Below are 18603 nucleotides of genomic sequence, written 5' to 3' on the forward strand. Positions count from 1 at the left end.
TATCCCACTTCATATAATAATTGCACTTAACATGAGCTATCCATCACAGTATTGCAAATTTAAATTAATCGCATTAGCGATTTAGAAAAAATTAACCTGCGTGATTTCATCAATATCCTTGATAAGCTGAATGTGTATTCATAAAAGGAGTGTTTGTCATGTCAAATAAACTTACCGTTGCACCTAAGAAAGAGTTTTGTAGTTTTTTTGATGCGCCCATAGAGACCGATTTCAGCAAGCTGGATGCTGATATCGCTATATTGGGTATTCCATTTGGTGATCCCTACTCAATGGAAGAAGTCGTCAACGATCAGAGCAATGCTCCAACAGCTATCCGTCGCGCATGGCAACGCGCCTTAAGGGGATTAGAACGTTATGATTTTGAATTAAATGGTCCGCTGTTAGATAACCAGGATATCAAAATTATTGATTGTGGTGATATCCCCGGCGATCCTAAGAACATATCAGCACATTATCAATTGGCGGAGCAGGCTGTTAAAAAACTGCTGGATGCAAATATACTCCCCATTATTCTTGGTGGCGATCATGGTATCCCAATTCCCGTTTTTCGCGCGTTAAAAGATAAAGGACCGATTACATTAATCCATATTGACTCCCATCTTGACTGGCGTGATGAAGTTAACGGCGTTCATGAAGGATATTCCAGCCCAATACGCCGCGCTTCCGAAATGGAGCACATCCAGGAAATTTATCAAATAGGATTACGTTCTGCAGGTAGTGCTCGTCCTCAGGAGGTCGAAGATGCCTTAGCCTATGGTGCTCATCTTATTACTGATATTGAGCTACAGCGTATCGGTATGGATGCGGTACTCGAACGTATTCCTGCCGGGGGCAATTATTATATTACCATTGATGCTGATGGTATGGATCCCACTATTATGCCAGCGGTGAATGGTCCGGCACCCGGTGGGGTTACATATCCTCAAATGCGTACGCTTATCCAGGGTCTGGTTAATAAAGGTCGAGTGGTAGGTATGGATATTGTGGAAATTACGCCCAGGAAGGATTTGAATAATATCACGTCGATTACGGCAGGGCGTATTATCTGTAACCTTATTGGTATGGCAGTTAGAGCCGGGTATTTTAAAAAATAAACCATCCGCAAGAGCATTAAAAGAGGGTTCTGAAATGCGTACCGAACATGATTGCTTAGGCGAAATGGAGTTACCTGATTCCGTATATTATGGTATTCAGACTGCTCGTGTTTTGCGAAATTCTGCTATTTCTGGCATCGCCGTTATTTATTACCCCTATCTTCATGAGCGGTTAGCTCATATGAAAAAGGCAGCAGCTCTGGCTAATCATGCTGTCGGTGCGCTGGAACCCGATATCAAGGATGCTATCATTTATGCCACCGACCGAATACTGACAGAGGACTGGCGTGCCCAGTTTCCGTTAGATATGTACCAGGGTGGGGGATTTACATGCGTTAATATGAATATGAACGAGGTTATTGCGAATATTGCCAATGAAAGGCTCACGGGCCATAAAGGTTATGATCGCGTGCATCCTAATACTCATGTAAATATGGGGCAGTCAACCAACGATATGATCCCCTCAGTTATGAAACTGGCTATCGCGCCGGCATTAGACAAACTGGTGGCCGAAATACGTTGCCTGTATGCTGCACTTCATGAAAAACAGACAGACTTTTCGGATATCATCAAAGTAGGTCGAACCTGCCTGCAAGACGCCGTGCCCATGACGTTAGGCCAGGAGTTTTCAGGTTACAGCCGTTTTGTTGAACGGCAAATCACAGCACTGACCACCTTACGGCAGGAATGTTTTAGATTAATTGTCGGTGCGACCGCCGTTGGTACTGGAATTGGTTCATTCCCAGGTTATCAGAACGCGTTTTATCATCATCTTTCTGACGTACTACAGGAAGACGTTGTCCCCTGTGATAATTTTTTTGATGGTATGCAGAATGATGACTTTTATCTACAGGTATCAGGTGCCTTAAAAATTGCCGCCTGCGGGATTTCAAAGATAGCGAAAGACCTGAGATTACTCTCTTCTGGACCGCGCGCTGGATTTGCAGAAATAACCTTACCGGCTCTGACCCCCGGTTCCTCGATTATGCCAGGAAAAATCAATCCTGTACTCCCTGAATTAGCCTCTCTGACAGCACAGCAGATATGTGGTAACGATATGGCTATTACAATGGGATTTGAACAAGGTGAGCTGGAGATTAATGTTTGGGCATCCACGCTCTATAAAAATCTGTTTGAATCATTTACCTTACTCACAAATATGCTACCCGCATTTACTCAGCGTTGTATCAAAGGTATTACGGCTAATAAAGTCACATGTGCACAGTATGCTAATGACACTCTCGCATTATCCACAATGATCTCAGCCATATTTGGTTATGAAGAAGGTGTCCGTGTTGCTCAATATGCTTCCGAACACCATATTTCAGTGAAAGAAGCAGTCCTGCAGCTGGGTGTACTAAATGCAAAAGATGCAGATTATCTGTTGGATCCTCAGCTAATAATTAATCCAGAAGCGATGTCTCATGCGATTTATCAATGGCGAAATAAAAATAACGAGTCTTAATAGATAGTAAGTTTCTTGAAAAGAAGATATTCACTGCAGAAGTAGAGAACGACTATTTATCAACTCTATATCTCGCTATCTTATTTTATCTCTTTAAGAGGAAGCCATTATGTTTTTTGTTGAGCTTTTAGTTGTACTACTAGCATTATGTCTGGGTGCCAGATTAGGTGGCATATTTATTGGCATGGCCGCAGGTTTAGGATTGGGAATACTGATTTTTATATTTGGTCTGCCGCCATCGTCGCCACCAGTAGATGTTATGCTAATTATTATGGCCGTTGTTCTTGCTGCCTCCACCTTACAAGCATCAGGAGGAATGGATTACTTAGTAAAGATCGCAGAAAAAATATTAAGGAAAAATCCCAATCGAATTTCCTTTGTCGCCCCGATGGTTGCGTATGCATTTACTTTTTTGTCCGGCACAGGCAATGTTGCGTTTAGTATTTTGCCCGTAATCGCTGAAGTCGCCCGGGAATCTGGCGTGCGCCCGGAGCGTCCAATGTCAATTTCAGTTATTGCTTCTCAGCAAGCGATAACCGCCAGTCCAATCAGTGCGGCCATGGCTGCGCTGATTGCGTTACTGGCACCTTTTGGCGTGAGTATGGGCAGCATCATGATCATTTGTATTCCTGCTACGTTAATTGGGATTATTGCAGGTAGTTTTTATGCTTGTCGGGTAGGAAAAGAGCTGGCCGATGATCCTGAGTATATGCGCCGTTTACAGCAAGGGTTAATCAAACCAACCAAACCACTGGATGCAACTCAACCTGAACCTTCAGGGAAGGCAAAACTGTCCGTCGCATTGTTTATTTTAGGGGCAGTGATTATTGTACTTATGGGAACTATTCCTGCATTACGTCCAGACTTCATAGTGGATGGTGCAACCATAAAATTATCCATGACGCACACTATCGAAATAATAATGTTTATTGTGTCTGCCGTAATGGTTCTGCTCTGTAAACCAGACCTCGACAAAATTGTTTCTGGCTCTGTTTTCAAAGCGGGAACTATGGGCGTAATTTGTATTTTTGGTTTGGCATGGATGGGTGACACATTAGTTACAAATAATATGCCGTTCATTAAAACGAACGTCCAGGATATTGTGACAGCTCATCCCTGGATGTTTGCGCTTGGTTTATTTTTTGTCTCCGCACTCACCTTAAGTCAGGCGGCGACGACACGTTTGCTGATCCCTCTGGGAATTGGTCTGGGGCTCCCCCCTTATGCGATGGTTGCTTCCTGGCCTGCCGTTAATGGCTATTTTTTCATTCCAAGCTATGCCACATTAATTGCCGGGGTATCCTTTGATACTACCGGGACGACAAAAATTGGTAAGTACGTGTTCAATCACAGTTATATGATACCAGGATTAATCACTACCTTTGTCGGCGTCTGCGTTGGATTTATCATTGCTACCTTCGTTTTCTAACGTAGATAATCCATGCACAGTCACAAATATCATTAGGTGATAAACGAATACCGTCATCTTAGCTGAATGAGCAGCGAATGAATCCCTTCAACGGCCGTACCGTTGTGGGCAACTCACCTTTACAACAGGGGTCGATAGTGCAGACACGGCCCCTGTTTACGGTAATTTGGGATCAACAACGTCAGGCGTTGAGTTCTGAAACCGTATTGATGCTGTCATTAAATCTATTTGGCAGTGCTTATGAGGGTGAATAATTTATCCCATACGGATTAAACCAGTGACATTGAACACGCGACGCTGTATCGGCCATCAAACAATTCACCGCACGATTAAAGCGTCATCAGCATTTCATGCCAGACCATACCACCGTGATCGGATTCTGACGGTTTGATATAACGGTAGCCGAAGTGCGCATAGAGATCGACATGGCGGTCTTTACACATCAGGTGAATCGTCTTTTTATTCAGCGCCTTCATCTGATTTACGAACGCCTGCATCATCAGAGAAGAATACCCTTTCCCCTGAAAATCCGGATGCAGCACTACCGACATAATCACCACGTTCGGTGCCGCCGGATCGTGCCCCACCAGCTCCTTAAATGCCTCATCGGACATGATCACTTCCCAGGCACAGCCAGCGTTGATAAAGCCGACGATCGCGTCATCCAGCGTCATACACATAAACCCTTGCGGGTAGAGGTCGATACGCGTGGCGATTTTTTCCCGCGTCGCGGCCTCATCACCTTCATAAGCGATAGTTTCAATCTCATAACAACGATCAACATCAGCGGATGTCGCCTGGCGAAATAGTGGTGTGGACATGCCTGAATCTCCTTATGAATTAACTGGACAGCTTCATCATACCTGCGCAGCATAATGTTTACGCACTACCGTGTTCACATTAAGAATGAAGGCCGGGCATTCTTTCTTGCATAAAGCGATATGCATTTACCCCTGGTTTTCGATGCGTTGTATCAACACGGTAGCGTTACCCATGCAATAAAGCAGAAAGTTTTGCTACTGGCATCTCATCGCGTTGGTTAACCTTCCCTCCTGCTTGCATGGACCTGTCGAATATGTACCGAAGAAAAGAAGTGATGCACCCGGAGGTAAAAAACTGTTACGACTGGCGGCCTGCAGATGCATTCACGACATAACACGACGCTCTTATCTGGCGCGGCCAAATGCTTGTATCAGGTCGATAATTTCTTTTAAGGCGGGTTCATTTTTTTGGCTGTGATGAATATGGATGTAAAATGAACGCATAATATTTGTATTGGGTAGATGACATTCGACAGACTTCAAATTAAAGATGTTGCAGGCAAACCGGGCAAAATGAATCGGCACTAAGCATACGGCTTCAGTATGTGCGACCAGGGTCAGAATATTGCTTATCGATGTCGAAAAGTAAGGTCTGTCTAACTGGCTTTGATGGTCAATCTCATTGAATTCTATATCCCTGGAGATATTCTCTGAAGGCATATAGCAAGTCAAAACCTTCTCTTTTCGCATTTCACTTATCGTCATATGCGGATGAACACGCGGATGGTCAGGTTTACACAGCAGCATGAGTTGACCGACAGGTAAAGGATATTGAGAAATGGCCTGATCGTGTTCCAGCTTTGAGCCAATGTCGATATCCACCTGTCTGCGACGAAGCGCCTCAAGCCTTTTAACTGGCGACAGGGCATTGTATAAAAAAACATACGCATGCCGAGGGTTAATCTCATTCTCAAAAAGACGAAATGTAAGAATCAACTCATGGAATGAAGAGCAACGAATGTAAATACCCTTCCTTTCTTTCAACAAATATTCTGTACCGCGGATGCTCATTCCCTCTTCGATTCTTAGCAAGGCTGGCTTAAACACGCTATAAAGCTCAAGCGCCAACAGCGTCGGCTGCATCCCATTTTTGCTGCGTATCATAAGGGGATCATTGTAGACGTTTCTCAACTTATTCAGCGCATAAGTTATCGCACTGTTACCAAGATCGAGTCTGATAGATGTGAGTGTAGCGCTTTTTGTCTCAACCAGCGCACAAAGGATCTGCAACAACTGTAGGTTCAAATCTTCTTTTGCCATTTATATTTCCACACAAATTTTAATACGTTGTTAATAAAGCATTTTCTATCTATTAGAAACTACATTTCCCTTTTATGTATAGAAGTCAGTTGGTTACTAAATTAATATAGTGCACGCCATAAGGAATTTCATATATGCAGCCTATTTTGATAAGATAATTCCTGGATTAAATGGGTATTTTCTTATATACGCAGTCTTCACCAAAATAGGATAATCGTCTTTAAGAAGTGAGGATATTAATGATGTTACGGATAACTGGTGGCAGGATGCATTATCGGTCAGATGTAAATATTAACTTCATTGTATTTAGTGAAGATAACCTCCTAAGATTTGCGCTCAATAGCTTACTATCAGAAATGAGAAGTATTCCAGCTTATCGGGGTGTAAATTTTATTTTTATAGAGGTTATGAAGCTAAACGATGTTTTCACGAGTCTGTTGAAAAACAAGTGCAGCTCGTTGATAATTTTTGACTTTGATTTCGTATTTTTTTCAGAAAAAATAAAGATTATTGAACGGATAGCAAGGCTTCATCGACCCGTTAAAACAATGGCGATATGCAGTCACTGGGATTATAACCATCATGCTTATTTTTATAACTCTTTTTGTGATATTGTACTTAAGAGAAATGACGCTCTTGAGATCTACTCCAGTATCATAAATCATGAACTTAATATTTTACTGACCAAAGAGTTTAATGTAAGTCACAGAGGAAAAGAAAAAAACATATTTCATCATTTTTCTCTCTCAACCAGAGAGAGTGAGATCTTAAAGTTAATAATGAAAGGCAAAAATAACTCTGAAATTGCCGGGCAATTATTTATCAGCGTGAAGACGGTATCAACACATCGTTCTAATATTTATTCGAAGTTTAACGCCAGAACAATTAGTGAGTTATACAGAGTGCTTATTAGGGAAAATCTAATTGAAAAAGTAATTCCCGAGTAAAAAGCCTCATCAGATACGGATATCAATCATTTAATCTTTATCAGAAGCGTTAACGATCAAAGACGTATCAAATGCATTAAAAGACTTCGCAGACTCTTTAATTAAGACATTGCATTAATGAGAGAGTGGTGGAAGGTGTAGTTATACAAAGGCAAATAATATCATTATGCGCCTGATTCAAAAATAAGGAAAATTAGATATGAAAAAAATTACGCTAGCTCTCGCTTGTACTGTTGCTGCTGTTTCGACTTCTGCGATGGCGGACAATACTATTCGCTTTCAGGGTGAAGTCGCCGATCAAACATGCGTAGTCAGCATTAACGGCAATCCCTCCTCGCCTCAGGTTCTTCTGCCGACCGTGCCAAAATCTGCTCTGGCCGCTTCTGGTGTGACCGCAGGCCAGACGCCATTCTCCATCGATCTGACTGGCTGTACGGCTTCCGCCTCTGCAACCGCAATCAAAACGGTATTTGTTGGTAACAACCTGACCAGTGATGGTCGTATGGGGAACACCGGGAGCGCCACAAATGTTTCATTACAGCTGATCGATCCTGCCGCGCCAACTACGCCGTTGGATCTGACAGGTCAGACTGGAGCCGCTGGCCTGAATCTCGCCGCCAACGCAACCTCAGCATCTTATAACTTCGCTGTTGAATACTATGCGGAAGGCGTCTCCACCCCAGGTTCTGTACTGGGCAGCGTTCAGTACGCAGTGTCTTACCAATAAGTAACAAACCCCTTCCAGTTTATGGAAGGGGTATTTATAGATGAGAAATGACAATGACAAGCAAATCCCTCAAAACGCTATTGTGCACTACTTTTATTTTAGCCATGACCATGCCGGTAATGGCGAGTGTGGTAATGCTCAATACCAGGGTCATTTATCCCGGAGATGCTCAGTCTGAGACATTACAATTTACCAACAATGATAACATTCCCTATATTATGCAAATCTGGTCTGATGTAAATAATCCGACATCCACGCCAGATAATGCCGATGGCCCTTTTATGGCGGTACCCGCTTTATTTCGTATCGAGCCCAAAACAGGTCAATCGGTACGTCTTGTTTTTACCGGAAAGAATCTGCCTCAGGATCGTGAGTCTGTCTTTTATCTTAATTCCGTACAAATTCCGCCCAAGAATATGGCCAACGCGCAAAATCAAATGGTCGTCGTACTGAGAAACAGAAATAAAATATTTTACAGACCAAAGACGATCGTTGGCAGTGTTGATAACGTGGCGAATCAGCTTCGCTTTAGCGTTACAGAGGAAGGCGGAAATGTGCAACTCACCGTCATTAATGATTCAGGCTATTATGCGTCTTTTATTAATGCGGACGTTATTGCCGGTTCAAAGCGGCTCACTTTTCCCGTCAATATGGTGCCGCCAAAATCGCAAACTCGTTGGGTAGCCAAAAACAAAAATAGTCGACTTTCGTCAACACCGCTGAAAGTTAAATTTACGTTGGTCAATGACTATGGCGGTCATACGAACAGCGAAGTGTCACTCAAAAACTAATTATTCAACTCTGAGTGCAGAGTTTCTTCAACTCCTGGAGGAAAGGATGCTGTACATTCCAGATGCTAAAACTTTGCATAACAATATTGCTGGAATTCCGGTTTATTTCAGTCTTATTTCGGGCCGTCTGGTTCCCATCAAGAAATTACTCATCGCGCTGATTTTATGTCCACCTTTCGCGTATTCTGAAACTCAACCCGTGGAAGAAATTCAATATCAGTTCGACGATGCCATGCTGGTCGGTCGCGGGAAAGATCAACAGATCGTCGCCCGATTTAATCAGGCAAACAGCATTGCTGCCGGGACGTATCAGGTCGATATTTTTATTAACGGTAATTTTTATTCCCGGCAATCGCTCAGTTTTGCCCCCAACGCTCAGGGAATCGTGTCCCCTTGCCTGCCGCCTGAATTATTAGTAAAAGGCGGCGTCGCGCCGGAGAGCATTACGGCAACAGAGAATACGACGCAATGCGCAACGCTGGAGAGTCAGATAGAAGGTGCGTCAAACCGATTTGACTTCGCAAGACTACGGCTGGATTTATTCATTCCTCAGGCGCTTATGATACGCACACCCCGCGGGAGCGTTTCGGCAGGCGATCTGTCAGCGGGAGAAACCGTCGCATTCGCGAATTATGATACGAACTACTATCGCACTGACGCGTCAGGCCAGACGTCAGAATCGACTTATCTGGGCCTGAACGCCGGGCTAAACTTAGGTTTGTGGCAGCTGCGCCACCAGGCTAACTATAATCGCTACGCCAGCGATTCTGCCCCCGGCAGCAGCCACTGGACACCGCTACGAACCTATGTTCAGAGACCTGTCATGGCCCTGCGCAGTGAGCTGACGCTGGGCGACAGCTATACCTCCGGCACCCTGTTTAGCAGTATTGGCTTTCGCGGGATCCAGCTAGAAACTGACGATCGCATGTTACCGGAATCTCAGCGAGGCTATGCGCCAACCATTCGCGGTATTGCCTCTACAACGGCGAAAGTCACCGTGTCGCAGTCAGGCAGTAAAATCTATCAGACCACCGTCGCTCCGGGCGCATTTATCATTGATGACCTTTATCCCACCAGCTATCAGGGGGATTTAGTGGTTGAAATTCAGGAAGCTGACGGACGCGTATCGTCATTTACCGTGCCATTTTCAGCGGTCCCGAACTCCATGCGTCCGGGACGCTCTCATGTTAATTTCTCTGCCGGACAGGTGCGGGACATTGGTGATAGTGACGCAAATTTTGCCGACCTGACGTGGCAAACGGGTTTAACCAATGCCATCACGGCGAATAGCGGCGTACGCATTTCACAGGGGTACCAGTCCCTGCTTGGCGGCTTTGTCTTAACCAACCAGTTAGGTGCGCTGGGCCTGGACGCTGTCTATTCACGTGCGGATGTTCTGGGTGAAAATCTTAACGGTTGGCGTCTGGGTGCGACCTACAGCCGTACATTTGCCCCTACCGCGACCACCCTGGCGCTGGCAGGCTACCGCTACTCCACCGATGGCTATCGCGATCTCAGCGATGTGCTGGGTTTGCGTGACGCACACGATCGTAGCGGCACCTGGAATTCCAGCACCTACCAGCAGAAAAATCAGTTCGTGCTGACGGTGAGCCAAGGGCTGTCCAGCTACGGACAGCTCTACGTTTCAGGCTCGACAAGCGATTATCGTGACGGACGCGGTCGCGATACGCAGTATCAGATGGGGTATTCGAATAGCTGGCGTTCGGTCAGCTACAACCTCTCGTTGAGCAGACAGCGAACTGGCAGCACCCGTTACGGTGTACAGACTTCACAAGACAATAGCAACAATGCCGCAGGCAATTCCGGCAGTACGCAAAATATCCTGATGTTTTCGATTTCGGTTCCACTCGGCGAAGGCTCACGTTCACCTATCCTGACCTCCGGCATGAGCCATCAATCCGGCGACAGCCGCAGTACCTATTATCAAAGTTCACTCGCCGGTACGCTGGGGGAAAATCAAACCCTCAGCTACACCCTGAACGGGGCTTACGACAACGCCGGAACCGGTACAACCGTAGGCACAAACGTCACGAAACAGCTGCCCTGGGCCACGATTGGCGGTAGCGCCTCACACAACCGTGATTATACCCAGGGCGGCGCAAGCCTACGCGGCGCTCTGGTCGCCCATTCAGGCGGCATCACGCTCGGTCCTTATCTTGGCGATACTTTCGGTCTTGTTGAAGCCGACGGCGTGCATGGCGCAGAAGTCCAAAATGGTATGGGCGCAAAAATCAACAGCTTTGGCTATGCCATCGTCCCTTCGCTGGTTCCCTACAGGTACAACGATATCAGCCTCGACTCGAAAGGCATTAAAAACCAGAGCGCTGAGCTTGCCGAAAACCAGCAGCGGGTAGCGCCTTATGCCGGGGCCGCGGTAAAAGTGCGTTTCAGAACGCTGGAAGGATATCCCCTGTTAATCAAAATCCTGCGTAAGCCTGAAGAAAATATCCCGTTAGGGTCTGACGTTTACGACAGTAAAAACGCCGTGGTTGGTTTGGTCGGGCAGGGAAACCAGGTCTATGCCCGTGCCTCCGCGAAAAAAGGCACGCTGCGTGTGAAATGGGGGGAATCGCCGTCCGGGCAATGCCTCTTGAAATACGACTTACGTAACACCGATTTGTCGCAAACGCTGCACAGGCTTGACCTGCCATGCAACGGTATCTGACGGGAAAAAGATCATGAAAAAAATATTCGCCGCCGCTTTTCTCATGCTGTCTGGTGCGCTACTGGCTTCGCCTGCCTGGGCCACCTGCTATCGGATCACCAGTACCAATACAAACTCAAGCTCTAACTATTACACCGAACCGGGGAAAGGCACTGCGGCAAGCTGGGATGGCGCCACCGACACTTCAGGCTCCGCCGGAACATTACCCACGGTAATCAACATCAACAACAGTACCTTTCAGCCGGATGGGACTCTGCTCGCGTCAGGCATCGTTAACTTCCTGGAATCCGGCGCTCAGTCCTACAACAGCGAGCAAATTTTGTTTCGTTGTACTGCCAGTGAGGAAGGTCAATTATATGAGTATTACGCCACCAACGGCGACGCAACCTATGCAGGAAAAAACGAAGTTGGTTCGACCAAAGGGTTGCCGGAAAGCTATCAGACCTATGCGACGGGGATGGCGTTGCGTGCAACCAATATGACAACTGGCGAGTATTACAGCCGTTACTGGAAATCCAGACCGCTGGTTAATCTCGATCGTGATTCTTTAGGCTGGATTCTGGTTAAAGCCAAAGATTTCAGCAATACCAGGGTAGAACTCTTCCGGCTCAGCAACAGCTCTGGAGGATGGTCATCAACCGGTATTTATCCTCAGTCACAGCCAGCCACCTACATCGCCTTCCAGGGCGGCGGTTTCTCACCCGCCCTGACCGTCGGCAGCGACTCGTGCTCACAATATAGCGGCTGGTATAGCGCCTGGACCGGCGCCGTCAACTTGTATAACCGTATCAATATCCGCCGTTCAGCAACCTGTTCCGTGACAAACGTGACGCCAACCGTCATTTTCCCGACGATATCCGTCTCTGAGCTTTCTTCAGGCATTACCCGGCAGAAACCTGTCACCATCCGTTTTAGCTGTCAGACAGGGAGTCCGGCAAATACTGGCGTAACCGCCTTAGTCAGCGGCGTTGCCGCAAAACAGACCGCGATGGGCATTCTGGTCAATCCGGCTAATGCCGCTGCCGCCGTCTCGGAAGGATTGGGTACCGCAGGCTCCGGCGTCAGTTATCTGCTTTCAGATAACTACAACACCTCGCCCAATATCGCCACCGGTGTTGGCATTCAGTTCACCCGAACCAACGGCTCAGCGCTGAACCTCCTCAGCACGCTTAGCGGATCGGTATTGGGCAGCAATGCGGCAGGGTGGTATCCGGTACTGGATGATGCCTCCGCTGGCAACGTGGTCGATGGCGTCACCACCTACACGAAAACAATAAACGCCACGTTTACCGCTTTACCCGGGAAAACCATTACCCCAGGCAAGTTTACTGCGACAGCGCAGGTGATCATTCAGGTGCAATGATGAAAAAGCTCAGAAAATATCTCCTGCCGCTACTGGTACTCAGTCATATCTGTCAAGCCGGGATGACGATTGAATCCTCACGCGTGGTGTTTTCCGCCTCCAGTCGGGAACGCTCGTTAATGCTGGCTAACGATAATCACTACCCGGTAATCGTTCAAACGTGGGTGGATAATGGCGATCTGAAAAATACGCCGGAAACGGTAGATAACGTCCCTGTTATCCCGCTGCCAGGGGTTTTTCGGCTCGAGCCACAAGAGAAAAAAAATCTCCGGCTGCTGGCTACTTACCTGCCCCAGGCAACCGATCGGGAATCATTATACTGGCTGAACATATATGAAATCCCGCCGGTAGAGGCAAAACTACCCGCCAGTTTATCGGCGGTAAAAGTCGCCGTTCGCCTGCAACTTAAGCTGTTTTTCCGCCCGGAAAACCTGTCGTCCTCGCCGGATAAGGTGGTTGAACAGCAAAAGATTGAGCTACAGAGAATGCCGGGCAGTCTGGCGATAAAAATCAGCAATCCGACCCCGTATTTTGCAACCTATCGTTCATTAAACCTGACAGGGGAAGGTAGCGTGCAAACCCTCGAGCCGGGGATGCTCTCGCCATTTAGCGCTAAAACCATCAATAAAGAGGTTGCGACCCAGTGGAAGCCACAGCGAGCTACGTTTGAACTGATTGATGATGATGGCAATCTCATCAAAGGCAGCCGCAATTTTTAATTGTGCTAATGACAAAAGAACGTCACGCGAAAACGGCATCCGGAGATACCGTTTTCAATTCCTTTTACCTTATCAGGATGGTCAGCAGAATGGTGATTACCACGATAACCACCACCTGTAAAAAGACCTTATCGAGGCCTGGTCTTCGCATGCGTCACCTCATCAGAGAATGATTTGCCAGATGGCCAGCAGCAGCACCAACAGACCAATCAGTAAGAAGATCAGCGCGATGACATTGTCGGGTGAACGTTTCATCTTTGCGCCTCCCGTTCATCATCAGAACCACTGACCGAAGCGTTTAATGTAGAAACGCTTCATTCCCTGCGCCACCAGGCAGTAGCTCAGTAATGTTGCCACCAGCCACGGGAAGTAGCTCACCGGCAGCGGTTCCAGGCCCACCATCGCACCGAGCGGCGAGAACGGGATATAAATACCGATCGCCATGATCAACGCCGTGGTCAGCAGAACCGGTAGCGTAGCGCGACTCTGGATAAACGGGATCTTCTGCGTTCTCAGCATATGCACGACCAGCGTCTGCGACAGCAGCCCTTCAATAAACCAGCCGGACTGGAACAGCGCCTGAGCTTCAACACTATTCGCCGCAAAGACATACCACATCAGCGCAAACGTGGTGATATCGAAAATGGACGAGGTCGGGCCAATCCACAACATGAAACGACCAATATTTTTGGCATCCCATTTACGCGGCTTGCGCAGAAACTCTTTATCCATTTTGTCCCAGGGCAGCGACAGCTGAGAGATGTCATACATCAGGTTCTGGATCAGCAAATGAATCGCCAGCATCGGCAGGAACGGGATGAAGGCGCTCGCCACCAGAACCGAGAAGACATTGCCAAAGTTAGAGCTGGCGGTCATGTTCAGGTACTTGATGATATTACCGAAAGTCTCACGTCCCTTGATCACCCCCTCTTCGAGCACCATCAAATCTTTTTCCAGCAGGATAATATCGGAGGACTCTTTGGCAATATCCGCCGCGCTGTCGACCGAAATCCCTACGTCCGCATCGCGCAGGGCGGGCGCGTCGTTAATACCGTCACCAAGAAAACCAACGGTATGGCCGTTTTTCTGCAGCATCTGCAAAATACGGGACTTTTGTAGCGGGGTCAGTTTGGCGAATACCGCACGTTTTTCTACTTCGCGCGCCAGTTCACTGTCCGACATCACTTCAACCTGCGCCCCCGTCAGGATGTCATGTGCATCAATCCCTACCTCCAGACAAATGCGCGCGGTCACCACCGGGTTATCGCCAGTGAGCACTTTCACCGCCACCCCGTTATCGCGCAACGCCGTTATCGCCTTTCCGGCACTCTCCTTGGGTGGATCGAGGAACGTCAGCATTCCTTCTACCGTCAGCCCCTGCTCATCGGCAGTGCTTAACGGGGTCGTCAAAGCCGAATCATCCAGCTGGCGGGTCGCCACCAGTAGCACCCGGAATCCCTGGGCGTTGTAATCTTCCGTCTTCGCCAACAGCAGCTCACGCCGGGTTTCATCCAGCGCCACCACCTTGTCACCTTCGCGCAGATGGGTCGCCACCATTAACATCTCTTCGACAGCACCTTTGCAGATCAGGCTCTTGTCGCCATGCCGCACATCCTCAACCGACACCGAAACGCGACGGCGTACAAAATCGAATGGCAGTTCATCGAGCTTCACGAAGCGCTCTTTCGCAGAGGGCGCAATTTTGTCTTCCCCAAAGCGCAGTACCGCTCTGTCCATCAGGTTACGCGCACCGCTCTGGCTGTTGCTGTTTAGCCAGGCGAGCGTCAGCACCCGGTCGCTCTCCCCGCCGTTCACGTCGAGATGATGTTCGAGGATAATGTTGTCCTGGGTCAGCGTGCCGGTTTTATCAGTGCATAACACATCCATCGCGCCAAAGTTCTGAATGGCGTTCAGACGCTTTACGATCACTTTGCGCCGCGACATGGCAATAGCGCCTTTCGCCAGGTTGGAACTGACGATCATCGGCAGCATCTCTGGCGTTAGCCCGACAGCCACAGCCAGTGCAAACAACGAGGCCTCTACCCAGTCGCCTTTGCTGAAACCGTTGATGAGCAGAACAATCGGCACCATCACCAGCATAAAGCGAATCAGCAGCCAGCTGACGCTGTTCACCCCACGATCGAACGCAGTCTGGGTGCGGGTGCCGACGATGGACTTCGCCAGCGAACCAAACCAGGTGCGGTTACCGGTGGCGACGACCACCGCCTGCGCTCTGCCGCTGGTCACGTTCGTTCCCATCAGGCAAATGTTGCCCATCTCCAGCAGGCTTTTATCCTTATTCGGCGTGGGCAGCTGGTCGCTGTCCTTGCCCGATACGCTGGCCATCACGTCATATTTCTCAACCGGCAGCGATTCTCCACTAAGAATCGACTGGCTGACGAACAGATCGCGAGACTCCAGCAAGCGAACATCCGCCGGAACCAGATCGCCAGCAGCGAGAAAAATCACATCGCCGGGTACCAGTTCCTCAATCGGAATCTCTTCTTGTACCGGCCCAATATTGCCCGGTCCGCGACGCAGAACTGTCGCCGTGGTACGAACCATCGATTTCAGCGCATGTGCCGCTTTGTTCGTGCGAAACTCCTGCCAGAAACGCAATAACCCACTCAGACTAACCATCGTCAGTATGATGATAATCCCGGTCAGATCGGTCTCTTCACCGTTACGCAGCGGGAGCCAGTAATCGGTGACGACACTGACAGCGGCCAGCGCCATCAGCACATAGATAAACGGGTTATTGAATGCCTGCAAAAGCTGGACCAGCGCCGGGGGTGCCTGCTCATGCGCCACTTCATTGCGGCCATATTCATCCAGTCGCTCAAGGGCATCTTCTGTCGTAAGCCCCTGACGACTGCTGTTCAGGCGCGCCAGCGTGTGATCCGGGCTGTGGAAAGCCTCCGTTTCTATCGGAAAGCTTTTTTTATGCTGCTTATCATTTTCTGACGCAGACCGGTTTACTTTCCGGTTTTCTATTTTCATGTCAGTCATGATTTATCCCCAAATTTAAGACGTCGTTATTCCTGCACAGAAATCTCTATGCATAATGTATTTCTCACTCTACAGAGCAGGTATTACTTTATGTGTATGGGAATATCCATCATTCCCTCCTTATGCGATACTTCGCAGCGTATTGAAGTTCGGGAAGGATTACCTCCCCTGTGCACTCCAGCGAACTGAAGTAATATTTTCATGCCCACCGATTCTGGACATAATAAGATCCCGTGTTTTTCGGTTATCGGAGTCACTAATAATCTCGGCGCGAATTTCCTTGTGGCCTTTTTCTTCCGCAGAGACACAGCCCAGTCCGTGCAGGCTGAGCGTCATCTCTTTCGCTATATTCAGTAACAGCTGGCGAATGGCATTTTCATGATCGTCATTGCAGGTGACTTTCAGAACATAGCGTTTTTCTTCTTCTGTTGCGCCTGGGATTTGATTAATCCGCTGCGCGGCTTCGCGAAGCAAAATATTGGCGCACAGGATAATCAACGTGGCCGCCGCCGCATTCCAGAACTGCCCCAGACCACATAAGACACCAATGCCCGCGGAGCACCACAGCGTCGCTGCGGTGTTCAGGCCGCGCACATTCATGCCTTCACGCATAATGACGCCAGCGCCAAGAAAGCCAATCCCGGAGACAATCTGCGCCGCAATGCGCCCCGGACTGTCAGGGGATGTGGACATTGAACTCAGAATAAAAACCGCCGCACCGGTGGCAACTAACGCATTAGTTCGCAAGCCAGCCATCCGCTGACGCCATTGTCTTTCCGCACCAATCAGCGCCCCCAGCAGCATCGCTGCGAGCAAATTTGAGATATAAGGAAACATCAACATACGTTCCTCCATTTTTGCTGGAAGAATTAAGTACGTGCTTTATTTAGCACACGACAAATTGTCGCCCAAAAGAGCGATTAACGTCGTGCTGACGGTGGAGGGAATAAAGAATTTTTAAACATGAACATAACGACTGCCCTCGCGACACTGCGCGGTTGTAACTTTATTGGGAGGCAATCGACTGTCTGAGGTGATTGCTGCCCGCCGTTTCGGCAAGCAGCGCAGGAATAAATGCGTTAGCTTGCCTTGTTATTTAAGTAAGGGTGACTGTCCAACGTATTACTCCTGTGTGAATTTGTGCTCATTATAGTCGGTCATTGAATTGAGTAAAGTTAAAAAAAACATTCAGTGACGATTTGTTTAGGTTTTCCTGACGGGCTTTGTTGATGACAATAAAATGACAATGTCGCAATAAATTCCGTTTCCTCGCCCGCAGCGCCCCGACATCTCTGATATGATGGCTGCACACAAATAAGACAAAACAACATGCTGAGGAAAAAATGGGTTCCACCAGAAAAGGGATGCTGAATGTCCTGATTGCTGCCGTATTGTGGGGGAGTTCGGGCGTTTGTGCGCAGTACATTATGGAGCAAAGCCAGATGTCGTCGCAGTTTCTGACCATGACGCGCCTGATATTCGCCGGGCTCATTCTGCTGATGCTCTCCTTTGTGCACGGCGACAAAGTATTTTCAATTTTCAAAAGCCGCAAAGATGCCCTGAGTTTACTGATCTTCTCCGTGGCCGGCGCTCTGACGGTGCAACTGACCTTCCTGCTCACTATCGAAAAATCGAACGCGGCGACAGCGACGGTACTGCAATTTTTATCACCGACCATCATCGTCGCGTGGTTCTCGCTGGTGCGTAAAGCCCGTCCAGGCATTCTGGTATTCACCGCCATCCTGACGTCGCTGATGGGAACCTTTTTACTGGTCACGCACGGTAACCCGACGTCGCTGTCGATTTCTCCCGCCGCGCTGTTCTGGGGGATCGCCTCAGCATTTGCCGCCGCGTTTTATACGACGTATCCCTCCACGCTGATTGCACGCTACGGTACGCTGCCGATAGTTGGCTGGAGTATGTTAACAGGTGGCCTGATCCTGCTGCCTTTCTATGCCGAGCAGGGTACAAACTTTGAGGTGAACGGCAGTCTGATTCTGGCGTTTTTCTACCTGGTGGTCATCGGTACCTCGCTGACGTTCAGCCTGTATCTGAAAGGCGCGCAGATGATAGGCGGGCCGAAAGCCAGCATCCTGAGCTGTGCTGAGCCGCTCAGTAGCGCGCTGCTTTCACTGTTGCTGTTAGGTATCACCTTTACCGTGCCGGACTGGCTCGGTACGCTGCTGATCCTCTCGTCGGTTATCCTGATTTCAATGGATTCCCGCCGTCGCGCCAGAGCAGGCTAACAAAAAATGGTGGACCAGCCGTCGC

16 protein-coding genes are annotated in these 18603 nt (G+C 48.4%); 10 read left to right on the forward strand and 6 right to left on the reverse strand.

Annotated features, from left to right (window positions below; translation table 11 throughout):
- Window positions 1-158: 158 nt before the first annotated feature.
- From C3432_RS21985 to C3432_RS21995, 3 genes are all read left to right on the forward strand, one after another.
- Window positions 159-1115, forward strand: coding sequence for an agmatinase (locus C3432_RS21985; RefSeq protein WP_103778867.1), 957 nt, complete (start codon window positions 159-161; stop codon window positions 1113-1115).
- 34 nt (window positions 1116-1149) lie between these two features.
- Complete coding sequence (locus tag C3432_RS21990) at window positions 1150-2580, forward strand: aspartate ammonia-lyase (protein ID WP_103778869.1); 1431 nt, start codon at window positions 1150-1152, stop codon at window positions 2578-2580.
- Window positions 2581-2689: 109 nt separating this feature from the next.
- On the forward strand, window positions 2690-4009 hold the full coding sequence (locus C3432_RS21995) for an anaerobic C4-dicarboxylate transporter family protein (protein ID WP_103778871.1): 1320 nt from the start codon (window positions 2690-2692) through the stop codon (window positions 4007-4009).
- Between the two features lie 329 nt (window positions 4010-4338).
- Here the strand turns inward: C3432_RS21995 and C3432_RS22000 are convergent, their stop codons facing one another.
- Complete coding sequence (locus tag C3432_RS22000) at window positions 4339-4830, reverse strand: GNAT family N-acetyltransferase (RefSeq protein WP_103778873.1); 492 nt, start codon at window positions 4828-4830, stop codon at window positions 4339-4341.
- Between the two features lie 345 nt (window positions 4831-5175).
- Window positions 5176-6090, reverse strand: coding sequence for a LysR family transcriptional regulator (locus C3432_RS22005; protein WP_103778875.1), 915 nt, complete (start codon window positions 6088-6090; stop codon window positions 5176-5178).
- A 239-nt stretch (window positions 6091-6329) separates the two neighbouring features.
- Here C3432_RS22005 and C3432_RS22010 point away from each other — a divergent pair, with 239 nt between their 5' ends.
- The 6 genes from C3432_RS22010 to C3432_RS22035 all read left to right on the forward strand — a co-directional run bounded on the left by C3432_RS22010 (window position 6330) and on the right by C3432_RS22035 (window position 13323).
- Window positions 6330-7037 carry a response regulator transcription factor gene (locus C3432_RS22010; protein WP_103778877.1) on the forward strand — a complete coding sequence of 236 codons (708 nt, stop codon included), beginning with the start codon at window positions 6330-6332 and terminating at the stop codon, window positions 7035-7037.
- A 199-nt stretch (window positions 7038-7236) separates the two neighbouring features.
- On the forward strand, window positions 7237-7764 hold the full coding sequence (locus tag C3432_RS22015; RefSeq protein ID WP_103778879.1) for a fimbrial protein: 528 nt from the start codon (window positions 7237-7239) through the stop codon (window positions 7762-7764).
- A 53-nt stretch (window positions 7765-7817) separates the two neighbouring features.
- Window positions 7818-8555 carry a fimbrial biogenesis chaperone gene (locus C3432_RS22020; protein ID WP_258041643.1) on the forward strand — a complete coding sequence of 246 codons (738 nt, stop codon included), beginning with the start codon at window positions 7818-7820 and terminating at the stop codon, window positions 8553-8555.
- A 46-nt stretch (window positions 8556-8601) separates the two neighbouring features.
- Window positions 8602-11241: a fimbria/pilus outer membrane usher protein gene (locus C3432_RS22025; protein WP_103778881.1), complete on the forward strand. Its 2640-nt coding sequence runs from the start codon at window positions 8602-8604 to the stop codon at window positions 11239-11241.
- 13 nt (window positions 11242-11254) lie between these two features.
- Window positions 11255-12604 carry a fimbrial protein gene (locus C3432_RS22030; RefSeq protein WP_103778883.1) on the forward strand — a complete coding sequence of 450 codons (1350 nt, stop codon included), beginning with the start codon at window positions 11255-11257 and terminating at the stop codon, window positions 12602-12604.
- Window positions 12601-13323 carry a fimbrial biogenesis chaperone gene (locus C3432_RS22035; RefSeq protein WP_258041644.1) on the forward strand — a complete coding sequence of 241 codons (723 nt, stop codon included), beginning with the start codon at window positions 12601-12603 and terminating at the stop codon, window positions 13321-13323. Before C3432_RS22030 ends, C3432_RS22035 begins: the two co-directional genes overlap by 4 nt.
- A 64-nt stretch (window positions 13324-13387) precedes the next feature.
- On the opposite strand, the gene mgtU is transcribed toward C3432_RS22035, so the two are convergent.
- From mgtU to C3432_RS22050, 4 genes are all read right to left on the reverse strand, one after another.
- Window positions 13388-13474: a magnesium transporter protection protein MgtU gene (gene mgtU / locus C3432_RS28450; protein ID WP_374755485.1), complete on the reverse strand. Its 87-nt coding sequence runs from the start codon at window positions 13472-13474 to the stop codon at window positions 13388-13390.
- Between the two features lie 11 nt (window positions 13475-13485).
- A complete protein-coding gene (mgtR, locus tag C3432_RS22040) occupies window positions 13486-13578 on the reverse strand; it encodes a protein MgtR (protein ID WP_103778887.1) in 93 nt (30 codons plus the stop codon).
- Window positions 13579-13599: 21 nt separating this feature from the next.
- Window positions 13600-16332 (reverse strand): magnesium-translocating P-type ATPase, encoded by a 2733-nt coding sequence (gene mgtA / locus C3432_RS22045; protein WP_103778889.1) that lies wholly within the window; start codon window positions 16330-16332, stop codon window positions 13600-13602.
- A gap of 159 nt (window positions 16333-16491) precedes the next feature.
- Window positions 16492-17187: an MgtC family protein gene (locus C3432_RS22050; protein ID WP_103778891.1), complete on the reverse strand. Its 696-nt coding sequence runs from the start codon at window positions 17185-17187 to the stop codon at window positions 16492-16494.
- 488 nt (window positions 17188-17675) lie between these two features.
- Between C3432_RS22050 and C3432_RS22055 the strand changes: the two genes are divergently transcribed.
- Window positions 17676-18578 carry a carboxylate/amino acid/amine transporter gene (locus C3432_RS22055; protein ID WP_103778893.1) on the forward strand — a complete coding sequence of 301 codons (903 nt, stop codon included), beginning with the start codon at window positions 17676-17678 and terminating at the stop codon, window positions 18576-18578.
- The last annotated feature ends 25 nt before the right edge of the window (window positions 18579-18603 follow it).

Source organism: Citrobacter amalonaticus (assembly GCF_002918555.1).
Classification (GTDB): domain Bacteria; phylum Pseudomonadota; class Gammaproteobacteria; order Enterobacterales; family Enterobacteriaceae; genus Citrobacter_C; species Citrobacter_C amalonaticus_A.

What these genes read in the sequence shown, in the direction of transcription:
- C3432_RS21995 (WP_103778871.1), top strand. Translation starts at nt 2,690, where the DNA reads ATGTTTTTTGTTGAGCTTTTAGTTGTACTACTAGCATTATGTCTGGGT.
- C3432_RS22000 (WP_103778873.1), bottom strand. Translation starts at nt 4,830, where the DNA reads ATGTCCACACCACTATTTCGCCAGGCGACATCCGCTGATGTTGATCGT.
- mgtU (WP_374755485.1), bottom strand. Translation starts at nt 13,474, where the DNA reads ATGCGAAGACCAGGCCTCGATAAGGTCTTTTTACAGGTGGTGGTTATC.
- mgtR (WP_103778887.1), bottom strand. Translation starts at nt 13,578, where the DNA reads ATGAAACGTTCACCCGACAATGTCATCGCGCTGATCTTCTTACTGATT.
- C3432_RS22050 (WP_103778891.1), bottom strand. Translation starts at nt 17,187, where the DNA reads ATGGAGGAACGTATGTTGATGTTTCCTTATATCTCAAATTTGCTCGCA.
- C3432_RS22030 (WP_103778883.1), top strand. Translation starts at nt 11,255, where the DNA reads ATGAAAAAAATATTCGCCGCCGCTTTTCTCATGCTGTCTGGTGCGCTA.
- C3432_RS22010 (WP_103778877.1), top strand. Translation starts at nt 6,330, where the DNA reads ATGATGTTACGGATAACTGGTGGCAGGATGCATTATCGGTCAGATGTA.
- C3432_RS22035 (WP_258041644.1), top strand. Translation starts at nt 12,601, where the DNA reads ATGATGAAAAAGCTCAGAAAATATCTCCTGCCGCTACTGGTACTCAGT.
- C3432_RS21985 (WP_103778867.1), top strand. Translation starts at nt 159, where the DNA reads ATGTCAAATAAACTTACCGTTGCACCTAAGAAAGAGTTTTGTAGTTTT.
- C3432_RS22005 (WP_103778875.1), bottom strand. Translation starts at nt 6,090, where the DNA reads ATGGCAAAAGAAGATTTGAACCTACAGTTGTTGCAGATCCTTTGTGCG.
- C3432_RS22015 (WP_103778879.1), top strand. Translation starts at nt 7,237, where the DNA reads ATGAAAAAAATTACGCTAGCTCTCGCTTGTACTGTTGCTGCTGTTTCG.
- C3432_RS22020 (WP_258041643.1), top strand. Translation starts at nt 7,818, where the DNA reads ATGACAAGCAAATCCCTCAAAACGCTATTGTGCACTACTTTTATTTTA.
- mgtA (WP_103778889.1), bottom strand. Translation starts at nt 16,332, where the DNA reads ATGACTGACATGAAAATAGAAAACCGGAAAGTAAACCGGTCTGCGTCA.
- C3432_RS21990 (WP_103778869.1), top strand. Translation starts at nt 1,150, where the DNA reads ATGCGTACCGAACATGATTGCTTAGGCGAAATGGAGTTACCTGATTCC.
- C3432_RS22025 (WP_103778881.1), top strand. Translation starts at nt 8,602, where the DNA reads ATGCTGTACATTCCAGATGCTAAAACTTTGCATAACAATATTGCTGGA.
- C3432_RS22055 (WP_103778893.1), top strand. Translation starts at nt 17,676, where the DNA reads ATGGGTTCCACCAGAAAAGGGATGCTGAATGTCCTGATTGCTGCCGTA.